This is a genomic window from Bradyrhizobium sp. SZCCHNR3119 (assembly GCF_032487775.1).
Lineage (GTDB): Bacteria > Pseudomonadota > Alphaproteobacteria > Rhizobiales > Xanthobacteraceae > Bradyrhizobium.
The window spans coordinates 1,835,084-1,849,730 of record NZ_JAUEUV010000001.1; the positions used below are offsets into that span (position 1 = coordinate 1,835,084).

15 protein-coding genes are annotated in these 14,647 nt (G+C 62.0%); 7 read left to right on the forward strand and 8 right to left on the reverse strand.

The genetic code is table 11. The annotated features are described in order from the left end of the window. Positions 1–15: 15 nt before the first annotated feature. From urtD to urtA, 4 genes are all read right to left on the reverse strand, one after another. Positions 16–777 carry an urea ABC transporter ATP-binding protein UrtD gene (urtD, locus tag QX034_RS08760; RefSeq protein ID WP_316195315.1) on the reverse strand — a complete coding sequence of 254 codons (762 nt, stop codon included), beginning with the start codon at positions 775–777 and terminating at the stop codon, positions 16–18. A 5-nt stretch (positions 778–782) separates the two neighbouring features. Beyond that, the gene (urtC, locus tag QX034_RS08765; protein WP_316195317.1) at positions 783–1,952 is read right to left on the reverse strand and encodes an urea ABC transporter permease subunit UrtC; all 1,170 of its coding nucleotides are present in this window, start codon (positions 1,950–1,952) and stop codon (positions 783–785) included. After that, positions 1,949–3,562, reverse strand: coding sequence for an urea ABC transporter permease subunit UrtB (gene urtB / locus QX034_RS08770; protein ID WP_315702949.1), 1,614 nt, complete (start codon positions 3,560–3,562; stop codon positions 1,949–1,951). The genes urtC and urtB overlap by 4 nt, the downstream gene beginning before the upstream one ends. Positions 3,563–3,689: 127 nt before the next feature. Then, the gene (gene urtA / locus QX034_RS08775) at positions 3,690–5,012 is read right to left on the reverse strand and encodes an urea ABC transporter substrate-binding protein (protein ID WP_315702948.1); all 1,323 of its coding nucleotides are present in this window, start codon (positions 5,010–5,012) and stop codon (positions 3,690–3,692) included. A 510-nt stretch (positions 5,013–5,522) separates the two neighbouring features. On the opposite strand from urtA, the gene QX034_RS08780 reads away from it, so the two are divergent. From QX034_RS08780 to QX034_RS08790, 3 genes are all read left to right on the forward strand, one after another. Continuing rightward, entirely contained in the window at positions 5,523–6,932 is a 1,410-nt protein-coding gene (locus QX034_RS08780; protein ID WP_315703191.1) for a DEAD/DEAH box helicase, read from the forward strand. A gap of 24 nt (positions 6,933–6,956) precedes the next feature. Beyond that, the gene (gene infA, locus QX034_RS08785) at positions 6,957–7,247 is read left to right on the forward strand and encodes a translation initiation factor IF-1 (protein WP_315702947.1); all 291 of its coding nucleotides are present in this window, start codon (positions 6,957–6,959) and stop codon (positions 7,245–7,247) included. A 291-nt stretch (positions 7,248–7,538) separates the two neighbouring features. Then, positions 7,539–7,751, forward strand: coding sequence for a cold-shock protein (locus QX034_RS08790; RefSeq protein WP_006612155.1), 213 nt, complete (start codon positions 7,539–7,541; stop codon positions 7,749–7,751). 137 nt (positions 7,752–7,888) lie between these two features. On the opposite strand, the gene QX034_RS08795 is transcribed toward QX034_RS08790, so the two are convergent. The 4 genes from QX034_RS08795 to QX034_RS08810 form a co-directional block, all read right to left on the reverse strand. Next, a complete protein-coding gene (locus QX034_RS08795) occupies positions 7,889–8,488 on the reverse strand; it encodes a TadE/TadG family type IV pilus assembly protein (protein ID WP_315702946.1) in 600 nt (199 codons plus the stop codon). A gap of 23 nt (positions 8,489–8,511) precedes the next feature. Then, positions 8,512–9,060, reverse strand: a complete 549-nt coding sequence (locus tag QX034_RS08800) for a TadE/TadG family type IV pilus assembly protein (RefSeq protein WP_315702945.1) — start codon at positions 9,058–9,060, stop codon at positions 8,512–8,514. 170 nt (positions 9,061–9,230) lie between these two features. After that, on the reverse strand, positions 9,231–9,740 hold the full coding sequence (locus QX034_RS08805) for a pilus assembly protein N-terminal domain-containing protein (RefSeq protein ID WP_315702944.1): 510 nt from the start codon (positions 9,738–9,740) through the stop codon (positions 9,231–9,233). A gap of 144 nt (positions 9,741–9,884) precedes the next feature. Continuing rightward, positions 9,885–10,712, reverse strand: a complete 828-nt coding sequence (locus QX034_RS08810; RefSeq protein WP_315702943.1) for a sterol desaturase family protein — start codon at positions 10,710–10,712, stop codon at positions 9,885–9,887. 344 nt (positions 10,713–11,056) lie between these two features. On the opposite strand from QX034_RS08810, the gene QX034_RS08815 reads away from it, so the two are divergent. The 4 genes from QX034_RS08815 (at position 11,057) to QX034_RS08830 (ending at position 14,644) form a co-directional block, all read left to right on the forward strand. Continuing rightward, positions 11,057–11,221 carry a Flp family type IVb pilin gene (locus QX034_RS08815; protein WP_315702942.1) on the forward strand — a complete coding sequence of 55 codons (165 nt, stop codon included), beginning with the start codon at positions 11,057–11,059 and terminating at the stop codon, positions 11,219–11,221. 324 nt (positions 11,222–11,545) lie between these two features. Further along, complete coding sequence (locus tag QX034_RS08820; protein ID WP_315702941.1) at positions 11,546–12,070, forward strand: prepilin peptidase; 525 nt, start codon at positions 11,546–11,548, stop codon at positions 12,068–12,070. Positions 12,071–12,353: 283 nt separating this feature from the next. Then, complete coding sequence (gene cpaB / locus QX034_RS08825; RefSeq protein WP_315702940.1) at positions 12,354–13,151, forward strand: Flp pilus assembly protein CpaB; 798 nt, start codon at positions 12,354–12,356, stop codon at positions 13,149–13,151. A gap of 17 nt (positions 13,152–13,168) precedes the next feature. Then, positions 13,169–14,644: a type II and III secretion system protein family protein gene (locus QX034_RS08830; RefSeq protein WP_315702939.1), complete on the forward strand. Its 1,476-nt coding sequence runs from the start codon at positions 13,169–13,171 to the stop codon at positions 14,642–14,644. Positions 14,645–14,647 lie beyond the last annotated feature (3 nt).

Here is a 14,647-nt window from a genome sequence, read left to right on the forward strand (position 1 = left end):
TATTCGCTCCGTTCCTCATCGACCCAAATACACTTCGATCACCCGCTCGTTGGACGAGACCTGATCGATGGTGCCCTCGGCCAGCACTGTGCCCTCGTGCAGGCAGGTGACCTTGACCCCGAGTTCGCGGACGAAAGTCATGTCGTGCTCGACGACCATGACGGTGTGATCCTTGTTGATCTGTTTCAACAGCTCCGCCGTCTGGTGCGTCTCGACATCGGTCATTCCGGCAACCGGCTCGTCGACCAGCAGAAGCTTCGGATCCTGCGCCAGGAGCATGCCGATCTCCAGCCACTGCTTCTGGCCATGCGACAGGCTGCCGGCGAGCTTGCGGCGGAGGTCCTTCAGCCGCACGGTCTCCAGCACCCTGTCGATCTGCTCAGCCTCGTTCCTCGACCCCCGCCAGAACAGGGTGCCCTTGACGCTGTGGTCGACATTGAGCGCCAGCAGGAGGTTGTCCTCGACCGATTGGCTCTCGAACACGGTCGGCTTCTGGAACTTGCGGCCGATGCCGAGCTCGGCGATGCGGGTCTCGTCGAGCCGGGTCAGGTCGGTGGTGCCGTCGAACAGCACGGTGCCTTCATCCGGCCTGGTCTTGCCGGTGACGATGTCCATCATCGTGGTCTTGCCGGCCCCGTTTGGGCCGATGATCGCGCGCATCTCACCGGGCTCGAGGGTCAGCGAGAGATTATTGATGGCGTGGAAACCGTCGAAGGAAACGTGCACACCGTCGAGATAGAGCAGCGCGGAAGTGGATCTTGTGTCCATGACATTCATGCCGATCACTCCGCCAGCTTGGGTTCGCTGATGCCGTCCTCGCGGGCGGCGCTCTCGGCATTGCCCTCAGTGCGCTTGGTCTTGAACGGCTCCCACCAGAAATTGAAGGTGCCCACGATCCCCTTGGGCAGCAGCAGGGTCACCAGCACGAACAGCGCGCCCAGCATGAACAGCCAATAAGGCGCGAGTGCACCGGAGGTAAAGAAGGTCTTGGCGTAGTTGACGACGATGGCGCCGAGCGCGGCGCCGATCAAGGTGCCGCGGCCGCCGACCGCGACCCAGATCACGGCCTCAATGGAGTTGCCGGGTGCGAACTCGCTCGGGTTGATGATGCCGACCTGCGGCACATAAAGCGCTCCGGCTACGCCGGCCATGCAAGCCGACAGGGTGAACACGAACAGCTTGTAGGACTCGACCCGATAGCCGAGGAAGCGCGTACGCGATTCCGCGTCGCGAATTGCGATCAGCACCTTGCCGAGTTTCGAGGATACGACGCCGCGGCAGATCGCGAATGCAACGATGAGGGCCAGGCAGCTCAGCGCGAACAACGCAGCGCGAGTGCCCTCGGCCTGGACGTTGAAACCGAGAATATCCTTGAAATCGGTCAGGCCGTTATTGCCACCGAAACCGAAGTCGTTGCGGAAGAAGGCCAGCAGCAGCGCATAGGTCATCGCCTGCGTGATGATCGACAGATAGACGCCGGTGACGCGGGAGCGGAAGGCGAGCCAGCCGAAGCAGAACGCCAGCAGGCCCGGCACGACCACCACCATGAGCGCCGCAAACCAGAACATGTCGAATCCGTACCAATACCAGGGCAGCTTCGGCCAATTCAGGAACACCATGAAGTCCGGCAGGATCGGATTGCCGTAGACACCGCGGCTGCCGATTTGGCGCATCAGATACATGCCCATGGCGTAGCCGCCGAGTGCGAAGAAGGCGCCGTGACCGAGCGAGAGAATGCCGCAATAGCCCCAGATCAGGTCGATCGAGAGCGCGAGGATCGCGTAGCAGACATATTTGCCCCACAGCGCGACCAGATAGGTCGGGACCTGCAGAGCGGAGCCCGCCGGCAGGAGCAGGTTGGACAATGGGATGAGGATGCCGCAGGCCGCGACGACCAGGATGAAGCTGGTCGCGGCGCGGTCCAGCGAGCGGGTGAGCATATGCGGCATCATGCTTCCACCGCCCGGCCCTTGAGCGCGAACAGGCCACGCGGGCGCTTTTGGATGAAGAGGATGATCAGGACCAGGATCGCGATCTTGCCGAGCACGGCGCCGGCGACCGGCTCGAGGAACTTGTTGGCGATGCCGAGCGTGAAGGCGCCGACCAGAGTGCCCCAGAGATTACCGACACCGCCGAACACCACGACCATGAAGGAGTCGATGATGTAGCTTTGGCCGAGGTTCGGACTGACATTGTCGATCTGCGAGAGCGCCACGCCGGCGATGCCCGCAATGCCCGAGCCGAGCCCGAAGGTCAGCGCGTCGACCCGCGAAGTGGCGATGCCCATCGAAGCCGCCATGCGCCGGTTCTGAGTGACCGCGCGCATTTCCAGGCCAAGCGCCGTGTAGCGCAGCATAGCAAGGAGAATCGCGAACACCGCCATGGTGAAGCAGAGGATCCAGAGCCGGTTGTAGGTGATCGTGATCTGGCCGAGTTCGAAAGCGCCGCTCATCCAGGACGGATTGCCGACCTCGCGGTTGGTCGGGCCGAACGCGGTACGCACCGCCTGCTGCAGGATCAGCGACAAGCCCCAGGTCGCGAGCAAGGTTTCCAATGGCCGGCCATAGAGGAAGCGGATGATCGTCCGTTCGATCAGGACGCCGATCGCGCCCGCGACAACAAAGGCCAGCGGCACGGCGATCAGCAGCGAATAGTCGAAAAGGGCGGGATAACGGGTCCGGATCACCTCCTGCACCACGAACGTGGTATAGGCTCCCAACATCACCATCTCGCCATGCGCCATGTTGATCACGCCCATCACGCCGAAGGTGATGGCTAGCCCGATCGCGGCGAGCAGCAGGACCGAGCCGAGCGACAGTCCGTACCAGGCATTCTGCACGCCCGACCAGATCGTCAGCGAGCTCTGGATCGAGGTGATCGCGCCCGTCGCCGCCTTGGTGACGCTGGCCGGCTGATCGCCGCCGCTGATCTCGGTCAGGAGCGCCAGCGCGTCCTGGTCGCCGCGCGATCTGACGGTGGCGACGGCCGCGAGCTTGTCGGCTTCACTGGCATCGGACTTGAACAGGAGAATCGCCGCTCGCGCTTCGCTCAGGGCCTGCTTGGCCGAGCGATTGGTTTCCTTGGCGAGCGCGGTTTCGACGGTCGGCAGCAGAGCCTCGTCGTGCGACTTGAAGACGGCTTGTGCCGCTGACAGGCGCGCCGATAGGTCAGGCGACATCAAGGTGAGCCCGCCGAGCGCCGCATCGATCGCGCGCCGGAGACGGTTGTTGAGATTGACAGCGGACGCGCTGTCGGGAATTGCGTCTACCGCCGCGCCAGTCGCGGCGTCGATCGCCTTGCCGTCGGTCTGCTTGATGTAGACCTTCTTGGTATCGGCATCGAACATCAGCCGCTCATCCTGCAGCGCGCTGATGATCGGAAACGCCAGCGCATTGCCGGAACTTGCGACCTCGCCGATCGCCTCCTCGGTATCGGAGAAATCGTCAGTGGCGAATTTGCCGACCGACTCCTCGAACGAGGCGGCAAGGGCCGGAACCGCGAGTGCGATCAATGCAATCGACAGACACAGCGTACGGAGAAAAGCGAAAATATTGGCAGGCACTGGACAACCCCGGCAGGAGTCAGTGGCACAAAAGACCATGAGCACGCAGCATGGTCGCGAATGTCGGATCCGCTCCACTCGAGAGAAGGCGGCGACACCGCCGCCTTCTCAGGTCGAACAAATCAGCTCAGGAGGCCGATCCCAGGCACTTGTTGGTCTTGACGTTGAAGTTGCCGCACTTCTTGCCGACCCAGTCACCGATCAGGTCCTTGGAGCCTTCCAGCTCCTTCGACCAGGCGTCGCCCGGCACCAGGTCCTTGGTCTTGTAGACCACGCTGAACTGGCCGTCGCCCTTGATCTCGCCGATGAACACCGGCTTGGTGATGTGGTGGTTCGGCAGCATCTTCGAGACGCCACCAGTCAGATTCGGCGCTTCGATGCCGGGCAGCGCATCGATCACCTTGTCCGCATCGGTGGACTTGGCCTTCTCGACCGCCTTCACCCACATGTTGAAGCCGATATAGTGCGCCTCCATCGGATCGTTGGTCACGCGCTTCGGATTCTTGGTGTAGGCCTGCCACTCCTTGATGAACTTCTCGTTCGCCGGAGTCTTGATCGACTCGAAGTAGTTCCAGGCGGCAAGATGACCGACCAGTGGCTTGGTGTCGATGCCGGCGAGCTCCTCCTCACCCACCGAGAACGCGACGACCGGAATATCCTTGGCCTTGATGCCCTGGTTGCCGAGTTCCTTGTAGAACGGCACGTTGGCGTCGCCGTTGACGGTCGAGACCACTGCGGTCTTCTTGCCGGCGGAGCCGAACGCCTTGATCTTCGAGACTTCGGTCTGCCAATCGGAGAAGCCGAACGGCGTGTAGTTGATCATGATGTCATCGGCGGCGACCCCCTTCGACTTCAGATAGGCCTCGAGGATCTTGTTGGTGGTGCGCGGATAGACATAGTCGGTGCCTTCCAGCACCCAGCGCTTCACCTTCTCTTCCTTCATCAGGTAATCGACCGCCGGGATCGCCTGCTGGTTCGGCGCCGCGCCGGTGTAGAACACGTTGCGCTCGCTCTCCTCGCCCTCGTACTGGACGGGGTAGAACAGGATGCTGTTGAGCTCCTTGAACACCGGCAGCACCGACTTGCGCGACACCGAAGTCCAGCAGCCGAACACGACCGCCACCTTGTCCTTGGTGATCAGCTCGCGCGCCTTTTCGGCGAACAGCGGCCAGTTCGACGCGGGATCGACGACGACGGCCTCGAGCTTCTTGCCGAGCACGCCGCCCTTCTTGTTCTGCTCGTCGATCAGAAACAGGATCGTGTCCTTCAGCGTGGTTTCGCTGATGGCCATCGTGCCCGAAAGCGAATGAAGAACGCCGATCTTGATGGTGTCGTCCGCAGCCTTGGCCGAGCTGAAGCCGGCGAGGCCGAACGCCAGGCCAGCAGCAGCGGCCAGCCAGCGGCGGCGACTGAACGGCGCCGATAATTCCTGAGTGAATTGAGTAAGCATGAGGTCTGATCTCCCTGACGCAGCGTGCTTTGCGGCCGAAACGACCACGGCCGTCTGCGCGCCAAGGGATCGCAAGAAGTGTGCCACGCTCCACACGACCGACAAGCATTTGAATCGTAATGAGAAATTCGACTAAACGCGCCAGAACGTCGCACCGCGGTGCCCGCAGCTTAAGCAATTGAACTGTTTAATTTGCCAGCATTTTGCTGTCATCTTATGCACTGCACTCCAAATGACTAAATTTGGGGCAGCAGAGTACCGCAATTGTACCAAGCGCGCCCCAAGCTCCCCTTGAAACTGGCGCAGGACTGTTCCATATGTCTGAAAGACGAGGCGAATCGGCCCGTCGTTGCAAGCTGCGTGTTCTTAAGCTCGCTCAGAGCTTCTGGCTTGCCCCATTTCAGCAAACCACAACAGGCGCTCCCAACACGCGGGTGTCTTCCTCGCTCACTCACCCGCGTCGGACCTTGCGTCGGCACGGGCGTATCCTCTTATGGAAAGACTCCCCTTTTGACATCCTTTCAGGATTTTGGCCTTGCCGACGCGATCATGCGCGCGCTCAAGGACGAGAACTACCACACCCCCACTCCGATCCAGGCCCAGACCATTCCGCTCGCCTTGGAAGGCCGCGACGTCATCGGCATTGCCCAGACCGGAACCGGTAAGACCGCATCCTTTGCGCTACCGATCCTGCATCGGCTGCTGCAGAACCGCATCAAGCCGCAGCCCAAGAGCTGCCGCGTGCTGGTGCTGAGCCCGACCCGCGAGCTTTCCGGGCAGATCCTCGACAGCTTCAACGTCTATGGCCGCCATCTCCGATTGAGCGCGAGCCTCGCGATCGGCGGCGTTCCCATGGGCCGCCAGGTCCGGGCTGTCATGCCCGGCCTCGAGGTGCTGGTCGCAACCCCCGGGCGGCTGCTCGACCTCGTGCAGAGCAATGGGCTCAAGCTGAACCAGGTCGAGTTCCTGGTGCTCGACGAAGCCGATCGCATGCTCGACATGGGCTTCATCAACGACATCCGGAAGATCGTCGCCAAGCTGCCGGCCAAGCGCCAGACGCTGTTCTTCTCCGCGACGATGCCCAAGGACATTGCCGAGCTGGCCGACGCGATGCTGCGCGACCCGGCCCGGGTGGCGGTGACCCCGGTCTCCTCCACCGCCGAACGCATTGCCCAGCGCGCGATCCAGATCGATCATTCCGCCAAGGGAACCCTGCTGGCCCAGCTCCTCAAGGAGGAGAAGGTCAACCGCGCCCTGGTCTTCACCCGCACCAAGCACGGCGCCGACAAAGTGGTGAAAGGCCTCGAGAAGGCAGGCATTCCTGCCCAGGCGATCCACGGCAACAAGTCGCAGAACCATCGTGAGCGCACCCTGGCCGCATTCCGCTCCGGCGAGATCCGCACCCTGGTCGCCACCGACATTGCCGCGCGCGGCATCGATGTCGACGGCGTCAGCCATGTGGTGAATTACGACCTGCCCAACGTTCCCGAAACCTACGTGCATCGCATCGGCCGTACTGCGCGGGCAGGCGCCGAGGGCGTTGCGATCTCCCTGGTTGCCGGCGCCGAGGAACTCTCCTACCTCCGCGACATTGAGCGGCTCATCAAGCTTTCACTGCCGCGCGAAGACCGTCGCACGCCGGGGCAGCACGAAGCCGCGCCGGCACCTCAGCGCAGCGGCCGCCCCGGAATGCAGGGTGCGCGGGCTAACGAAGGGGCTAAATCCGCAAAAGGCCCTCGCCGCCGCAGGCGTTCCAATGCTATGATGAGTTCTCTGCCCAGCAATCGCCAAGAGTCCCAGCGACCGCCGCAAGGCGGCGGCAAGGCCGGGGCGATTCAAGGCGTTGCGTTTTTGCAACGCGCGAGCAGACCTGAACACCGACGGAATACAAACCCGAACCGCAACCAACGGCCAAACTAGACGTCTATCGATCTGGAGAGACACATGGCTAAGGAAGAGCTGATCCAGTTCGAAGGGCTGGTCACCGAAATCCTTCCCGACGCGCGATATCGCGTGCAACTTGATACCGGGCACGAGATCGTTGCCTACACTGCCGGCAAAATGAAAAAAAATCGCATCAAGACGCTCGCCGGCGATCGCGTGACGGTCGAGATGTCGCCCTACGACCTTGAAAAGGGACGTCTGATTTTCCGTCACAAGGACGAGCGCCCGAGCACGGCAGGCGGCCCCCCGCGCGGGGCGGCCCAGCGGGGCGGCCAGTTCCGCCGTCGTTAGACTTTGGGCGCACATTGCGCCCTTCGGTGTTGATCGAGGTGGCCTGACGCCACCGGTTCGCAGAGCGCGCCGGCCCCGGCCGGCGCGTCAAAAAAACGTGCGCGCTGGCGCAGCTCAGGATTGTTTTGAAGCCTTTTTTCCCATAATATAGGTCGCAATCGATTTTCGGCCGGACGACATTAGCTATTACCGGTACAGCCGGTTCAGACGCTGACGACCCTTCCAAAAATTCGATCTAACCAGCCCAGGTACCTGGGTTACGCATTTGATATCCGAGAAGGGACTACCCCCGTGAGCATGGGAACCGTGAAGTGGTTTAACGCAACCAAGGGCTACGGCTTCATTCAGCCGGATGATGGCGGCAACGACGTGTTCGTGCACATCAGCGCCGTCGAGCGCGCTGGCCTCGGCACGCTGCGCGAAGGCCAGAAGATCTCCTACGAGATCGTAGCTGACCGCCGTTCGGGCAAGTCGTCAGCCGACAATCTTCGCGCTGCCAACTGAGCGTCCGTCCGGTCCGATCCGTGGCCGGTTGAACCGAATGCCGATAAGACAAAGGGCCGCCTCTCCGCGGCCCTTTTTGTTGCGTTGCTCTTCGTTGCACTGCGCACCGTCCGGAACTGGTGTTCCAGGCCCGTCCCTCATCTGCTCGGACAAGTCGTCGTCGTCCCATCGACGGGAGTGTAGAACACGCAGCTCGATTGCCGTGGCCGCGTATAGGAGACGTCGCCCAAGGTCACGCCGGTCTGGGCCATCACATAGCCGACGGTCGGAACGTATTTATAGTTGACCTCACTGAAGATCAGATAGGTGCCGGCAACCAGGAGCGCGGCGGGGATCCCGACCGTGCTGCTCTGAGCATGCGGAGCCGACCCCACGCTCCATTGCACACGGGCCTGCATCGTTTTGGGATCGACATAGAGTTCGGTGATCGTCGAGTTCAAGGGTGAGGTCGGGTAGGGATACATGATCCCGTTCGAGGCGGCGAAGGTGTTGGTGAAATCGTTGACCGATGTCGATTGCGAGGTCAGGTCGGACAAGGTCCGCGCCATCAAGGTGACCTTGCGCTGAACCGCGATCCCCGAACAGAACTCCACGGTGCCGAAGAACATCACCAGCATCAGCGGGACGATGAAGGCGAACTCGGTCGCGGCGATGCCGCGGCAGTCCGTTGCAAGATCGCCCACCAGACGCTGCAGACGGACGCCGATCAGCGAGCCGGGTCGCGTGACAGAGATCATTGCACCACCCTTTGCGGAGCTCGTCAGTACGGCTCGTTCTTGAAAGCTGCGGTCGCAACCAACAGCCGCTTGCTTCCCGACAGGTTGGCGATGTTGTAGCCAAGCCCGGTCACGTAGATGGGCCACTGATAAAACAGCCGGACAACCACGATATCCCCTGCGCCGCCGGGATTGTACTGCATGTTGTTGATGAAGTTGCCGCTGCTGTCGATCTGGTTGTTGATCGTGACGTTCGAGAACGACGGATAACTCTGCACGTCGATAGAGATCTTGTTGCAGTCGAACAGCACCGAAACCTGGGTCTGCGTACAGACATAGTTCGCGAATTGCTGCTGGGTGTAGGAGCCCTGCTGGGCCTGTCCGGTCAGAATCATGCGAGCAGAATCCTGCGTCGCCGTCTCCAGCAGCTGGCCCGCGAAGAACACCAGCGCCGTCTCGATGATCGCGAACAGAAGTGCAAAGAAGATCGGGGCGACCAGCGCAAACTCGATTGCGGCCGCACCCCGGCGGTTACGCCGGAACCGGCGCAATACCTTATGGAACGACGCGATCGAGGACGTAGGGAAGACCATCGGCTCATCCGGCTGGAGCAATCAACCTGAGCGAAGGAAATAGCGGAAACTTCTTGGTGAAGCGTTTCCCACGACCGGAACTAAATGATGGGTTCTGTTAGGTCGGCATTAACCATGCCGCATGCCGGCACGACCGCATGCGGATGCAAGCCCGGCCGGCCCCATATTGATCAGTTCGTCTTTGCGGCTCCGGCGGCGACGCTGCCGCTCGCCTGACTGGACAGCGAGCCTGCCTGGTCCATGACCGACCTGAAATAGGTGTCGCCGTCCCCCAGCGTAACGCGCCGCTGGCAGAGCGGCATGCAGCTGTAGGTCTCGCGGTCGACACCCCGATAGATCGTCACGAGCTGGTCGGTCGGACCAGCCACCTGGATCTGCCGGTCGACCAGGATCTGGCCGCTGCGGTCCATCGCGATGAAGTTGGTGGCACCATAGCCCTTGCCCGTCACGATAAGGACCCCGCCATTCTGAAGGGTCACATCGGCGATCATCGGATTGCCGACCACGATCGTCGCAACCCGATCCGGCAGCTTCACCAGCTTTGCCTGATCGACGTTGACCGAGATTGCATTCGGCGCGGGATCGGCTAGCGCAGCGGCCGGCCAAAGCGCAACCACAATCGCAAGCGAGGGCAGTCCGAAAGACAAAGACGCAAGGCGACGCAACAGACTGAACGACATACTCAACCCCGGGGCATCAACATGCCGTCTCAAGCGATACGCAGCGGTGACGGCGCCCGATGTCGCAATCTGCCTTGAATTGGTGAACGATCCGCAAACGCGGCCCGCATTTGCACGCCGCCGTCGGCGGAGCTTTCAACCACCTCAATGCCGGAACGGAAATGCGAGCTGGCCGACGATCTCGCCTGGCATGTCCGCTTCGTCCTTGCCGTAGACGAGCGGCAGCTGCCCCTCCGGCATGCGGAAGGTGCCGAACAGGAGATCCCAGATCGGAAAGGTTCCGGCGAAGTTGGTGTTGCCGCCTTCTTCCATCGGCGTGTGATGCCAGCGATGAAAGACCGGGGTGGCCAGAACATATCTGAACGGCCCGAGTGTCCAATTGAGGTTTGCATGCACGAAGGCCGAGTGAAAGGTCGTGAACGGACCGACCCAGATCATCACGTTGGGCGAGATGCCCGCCATCAGCAGAATGACATCGGCCGCAATGGTTCCGAGAATAAGATTCACCGGATGAAAGCGGGCTGCCGAGATCCACTCGAGATCCTCGGAAGAATGATGCACGGCGTGATACTTCCAGAACTCGCCGCCATGAAACACCCGGTGCGACCAGTACAGCAGGAAATCCGAGAGCACCAGGAACAGCAGCGCCTGCAGCCACAACGGCAACTGCGCCAGCGGACCGTGGCCATTGTCATAGAATGCGATCAGCTCATCGGCGTCGTGAATCTTGAAGATGACTCCTGCACCCAGCACGAGGAGACCGATCCGCAACACGCGCGCGAAGACCGGAACGAAGAACCAGTACACCAAATCGGTAACGAGCTCGCGTTTGTGCCACCACGGCTTGCCGGGATTACATGCCCAGAACCGGCTCAGCACCGCGAAAACGACAGCAAGCACAATCGTGGTCGGCACGACCTTCTCGATGGTCTCGCCGAGCATCGTAACGACTTCCATAGGCAGATTGGACATGAGCGCCTCGCATCAAAACCCTGCCAAGGCGTACTCTCTCGCGCTTAAGGAGCCGTAACCGTTCTTCGCCGCCGCCGATGGCGGCGAGGAGCTCGTCTCTATTCCGGGTACGAGATCGCACCGACCGAACAGACGATCCGCATCATATTCATCGCCTCAAATTTTCGATGCCCCCTTCATCGGAAATTTACTCTGCGCAACAACAGCCACTTGTAACCGTGTTTACGCGATCGAATTAACGACGCCGAAATCGTCGGCTCCTAGGGTGCCCACATGGTCACGGTGCTGAGAACGCCGAACGACCAGCTATAGTTCGACCAGCCACGTGTACATGGAGCTACGATATGAAGAATCTTCTTGCTCGTTTCGTGAAGGATGAGTCCGGCGCCACCGCGATCGAATACGGCCTGATCGCCGCCGGCATCTCGCTCGCGATCATCGCGGCAGTGAACGGCCTCGGCACCAGCCTGGGCAGCAAGTTCACCTCGATCAACGCGTCGCTGAAGTAAGCGGCCGTCACGACCAGAGCAAAGGCCCCGGCATCCCGGGGCCTTTATCATTTCCCCTCCTGTCGACGGCGTCCGCATGCGTAAGCCAATTGTGCCTGTAGCAACGACGAACAAATCGCTCGATGGGTCCGATGGACCGCTGCAATGGGTATGCCTTGCGCTCGGGCTATCCATCGTCGTGCTCGCGCTGCGGATCGCCGCCACGTGGTGAGGCTTGCGGGCTCGAACCGGCCCCTGGCGACCGGCCGTTTTCCGATCGTTCATTTCTCGGCGTTAGAACTTGACTTGGCGCCGCTCGCGCCGGCCGAACCAACGTGCTGAGCCATGGTCCTCGATATCGCCCGCCTTCTGCTGTTCCCGGCACTCATGGCGTTCGCTGCGGCGAGCGACCTGTTTACCATGACGATCTCGAACCGGGTCTCGTTGGCACTCGCAGCAGGATTTGTCGTGCTCGCGCTATTGGGGGGGATGGGTCCCTATGACATGCTGCTGCATCTCGCGGCGGGTGCGGCACTTCTCATCGTCGCATTCGGCTGCTTTGCCTGCGGCTGGATCGGCGGCGGCGATGCCAAGATCGCATCAGCCGCGGCGCTGTGGTTCGGCTTCGGCCACCTGTTGAACTACCTCCTCTACGCTTCGCTGTTCGGAGGCGTGCTGACGCTCCTCTTGCTGCAATTTCGCCAATGGCCGCTGCCTTACATGTTGGCCGGCCACCCCTGGCTCGCAAGGCTGCATGCCAAGGAGAGCGGCATTCCCTACGGCATCGCGCTCGCGCTTGGCGCGCTGATGATCTATCCGGACACCAGCTGGGTGAAGGCCATCGACCTCGCCCGCTTCGCCGGATACTGAAACGCCACAGCAACGCGGTGTTAAGGCGATTTAGATACGCCTCATTAACCATGCTTTGACGAATAACTGCTCAACTCCCATCACGGCGACGCCGGTGTCTCGGCGCTGACATTCCCCTCCTCTTCGGGAGGCGCTCTTGCGAATGCCGGCGCTCACGGGACACCAGCAGATTGATGCCAGTGAGACCTTGGATTGCTGTTCGCATGGCCGCCATGGGCAGGCAGGGAGCGAACCTCGAGCCGGCTTCACGGGTATCCCAGCGTAATGTGGAAAGTGAAGCGTAATGAATACCGCACGCATTGTCGTCCTGACCATCGCTGTCGGCGCCGGCGGCGTGGCCGCTTATCTTGCGAGCGGATCCGACGACAAGCCGGCACCGGCGGCACCGGTCGTCCAGCTTCAGACGATCGACGTCCTGGTCGCCAAGTCCGATATCGGCCTCGGTCAATCGATCAAGCCTGACGATCTGCAATGGCAGACCTGGCCAGCCGCGGCCGCAAGCAGCACATTCATCCGCCGCAGCGACCGCCCGGACGCGACCAATCAGGTGGTCGGCAACATCGCCCGGGCGCCGTTCATCGCCGGTGAGCCGATCCGCGAGCAGAAGCTGGTCAAGGCCGACGGGTCCGGCTTCATGGCCGCGATCCTGCCAACCGGCATGCGCGCGGTCTCGACGGAAATTTCACCCGAGACCGGCGCCGGCGGCTTTATTCTGCCGAACGACCGGGTGGACGTCATTCTGTCCAAGCGCGAGCACAATCCGGATCATCCGAATGCCGGAGACATGGTCAATTCCGAGATCATTCTGTCGAACATCCGTGTGCTGGCAATCGACCAGGCCCCCAAGGAGAAGGACGGCCAAACCACCGTCGTCGGCAAGACCGTCACCCTGGAGCTGAAGCCGGAGCAGGCCGAACTGCTCGCACGCGCGCGTCAGACCGGCACCTTGTCGCTGGCGCTGCGCAGCATTGCCGACCTCAACGTCGCCGAGAACCGCACCGAGGACCAGAGCCGCAGGCGCAGCGATAGCGTCGCCGTGGTTCGTTACGGCGTTCCCAGCACGATGACGACACAGAAGTGATCAAGAGGACTCCCGTTATGACATGCAACGAAAATCAGCGGATGAAGCCGACTTGGGCGGTTCGTGCGCTGTCGTTGTCTGCCGCCGCCGCGCTCAGCCTCAGCCCGGCATTGGCGCCGGCGATTGCTGCCGATTACCGTCCGGCGACGCCGGTCGCTGCGGACGGCCAGATGAATGCACGCTTCCTCGCGCTTGGTGTCGGCAAGTCGATCGTGATCGACCTGCCGCGCGACATCAAAGACGTACTGGTCGCCGACCCCAAGATCGCCAACGCCGTGGTGCGCTCCGCTCAGCGCGCCTATATCATCGGCGCGGCTGTCGGTCAGACCAACATCGTGTTCTTCGATGCTTCGGGCCAACAGATCGCGGCCTATGACATCGCCGTCAAACGCGACCTGAACGGGATGCGCGCCGCGCTCAAGCAGCTGCTGCCCAACGCGGACATCCAGGTCGAAGGCCTCGGCGAGGGCATCGTGCTGAGCGGCACGGCTGCGAGCCAGGTCGAGGCCCAGCAGGCCGGTGACCTTGCCGCGCGGCTTGCCGGCGGCGCCGACAAAGTGGTCAACTCGATCGTGGCGCGCGGCCGCGACCAGGTCATGCTCAAGGTGACGGTCGCCGAAGTATCGCGCTCGATCGTCAAGCAACTCGGTATCGACCTGTCCGGGCAGCTGAACTACGGCACCTCCGTGGTTCAGTTCAACAATTCCAACCCGTTCACGGCGAACGGGACCAGCCTCGTCTCCAGCAACGCCATCACCGCTGGCTTCGGCTCAACCCCCTCGGTGCAGGCCACGCTGCGGGCCATGGAGAGCGCAGGCGTGGTCCGGACCCTTGCCGAACCAAATCTGACCGCGATCTCCGGCGAATCCGCCACCTTCATCGCCGGCGGCGAATTCCCTATCCCGGCCGGTTATGCGTGCGACCCCACGACCCATGTCTGTACCACCCAGATCAGCTTCAAGAAGTTCGGTATTTCACTCAATTTCACCCCAGTCGTGCTGAGCGAGGGACGTATCTCGCTCCGGGTGATGACCGAGGTCTCCGAGCTCACGAACGACAATTCGATCACGCTGTCGCAGGCGGTCAGTTCCACCGTCACCAACTCGCTGACCGTTCCATCCATCAGGACCCGCCGTGCCGAAACCAGCCTGGAAATTCCCTCTGGCGGCGCCATGGCCATGGCCGGCCTGATCCAGCAGCAGACCAAGTCGGCGATCAACGGCATGCCCGGCTTGATGCAGCTGCCCGTTTTGGGCGCGCTGTTCCGCAGCCGGGATTACGTCAATAACCAGACGGAGCTGGTGGTGATCGTCACGCCCTACGTCGTTCGCGCTGTGGCGCCGAAGGACCTGTCGCGACCGGATGACGGCTTCGCCGCGGCCTCCGATCCGCAAGCCGACCTGCTCGGAAACATCAACCGCATCTACGGCGTACCCGGACGGGGCGAGCCCGGACGGAGCTATCGCGGCACCTACGGCTTCATTACCGACTGAGCT